1 protein-coding gene is annotated in these 1,482 nt (G+C 43.9%); it reads left to right on the forward strand.

Annotation, left to right across the window (positions count from 1 at the left end):
• Nucleotides 1-93 precede the first annotated feature (93 nt).
• Nucleotides 94-1,428: an ISNCY family transposase gene (locus tag ACG94X_RS16760; protein ID WP_419384795.1), complete on the forward strand. Its 1,335-nt coding sequence runs from the start codon at nt 94-96 to the stop codon at nt 1,426-1,428.
• Nucleotides 1,429-1,482: the final 54 nt, after the last annotated feature.

The raw sequence follows: 1,482 nt of genomic DNA on the forward strand, positions 1-1,482 counted from the left end.
TGTTAGAACCCATTTAAAGTGTCTATATTCTCACCAATAAAAATGTCTGGTTTATGATGGTTTTTATCACCATGGACTGGATATAAAATATAGATGCTGATCACTATGTCTGATAAAGAAATTCAACGTCTTGCAGTTCTGCAAGACGTTCGAGATCATCGTATTACCCAAGTCCGTGCTGCTGAAATCCTGAATCTTTCCACCCGTCAAATTACCCGGTTATTGCAGAAGCTCAATCAAGATGGTGTTTCAGGCATGACGCATGCCAGTCGTGGTCAACCGGGCCATCATCGCCATGACGATTTATTAAAATCGCAATGTCTTTCCATTATTTCTGAACATCTGCTGGGCTTTGGACCTACCTTGGCGCATGAGAAGCTCAGCAGCATGTTTGACCTGAATATCCCGGTAGAAACGGTTCGGCGCTGGATGACTGCAAATGACCTTTGGATTCCGCGATCCAAACGTCTAAAACGCCCATACCAGCCACGCTATAACCGTGATTGCTTCGGTGAACTGATCCAGATTGATGGCTCATATCATGACTGGTTTGAAGGAAGAGCCACCAAATGCTGTTTGCTGGTTTATATCGATGATGCTACCGGCAAGCTGTTGCATCTACGCTTTTGTGAGGCTGAAACGACCTTTGACTATATGCTTTCAACCCGAGCCTACATTGAGCAATACGGCAAGCCCTTGGCCTTTTATAGCGATAAACACTCGGTATTTAGAGTCAACCAGAAATCCAGGCAAGACAGCCAGATCACGCAATTTGGGCGGATTCTGAATGAGTTAAACATTGATATTATCTTCGCCAATTCACCCCAGGCCAAAGGTCGCGTAGAGCGAGCGAATAGAACCCTTCAGGACCGTTTGATCAAGGAGATGCGCCTGGAAGGCATCTGTTCGATTGCAGAAGCAAATGCCTGGTTGCCCTGCTTTATTGAGCAGTTCAATCAGAAGTTCGCCAAATGTGCGCGAAACTCAAAGAACCTGCATCGACCATTAACCGAATCTGATCTTGAACTGGATGATATTTTTACCTGGCAGGAACCGCGTAAGGTCACCAAGAATCTGACCCTGACCTATGACAAATGTATTTATCTGCTTGAACCGACAGAGCTGAATCATAAGCTTGTTGGGCAATATATTTCATTTCTGGAGTACCCGGATGGGACTGTGGCCCTCATGCACGAGGGACGAAAGCTCAACTACAGCATTTTCAATAAATTAGCTGGGCTACAGCAGAATGAGATCGTTGAGAATAAACGGTTAGGTACAGTTCTGGCACATATTCAGCAACAGCATGAAGAGTTGGAAAAACAGAATAAACGTTCCCGTCTCAAGAAAAGTATGCCGAGTCGTAAAGCTCAGAAAGCTGTTATTGAACAAAGAAAGTTAAATCCTGTGCTTGACTCTTGTGGTTAAAAACAGGACATTTTAAATGGTTTATCGCATAGACATTTTAATTGGTGAATAACA

Source organism: Acinetobacter psychrotolerans (genome assembly GCF_048552595.1).
In the GTDB taxonomy this organism is placed as follows: domain Bacteria; phylum Pseudomonadota; class Gammaproteobacteria; order Pseudomonadales; family Moraxellaceae; genus Acinetobacter.

What these genes read in the sequence shown, in the direction of transcription:
- ACG94X_RS16760 (WP_419384795.1), top strand. Translation starts at nt 94, where the DNA reads ATGCTGATCACTATGTCTGATAAAGAAATTCAACGTCTTGCAGTTCTG.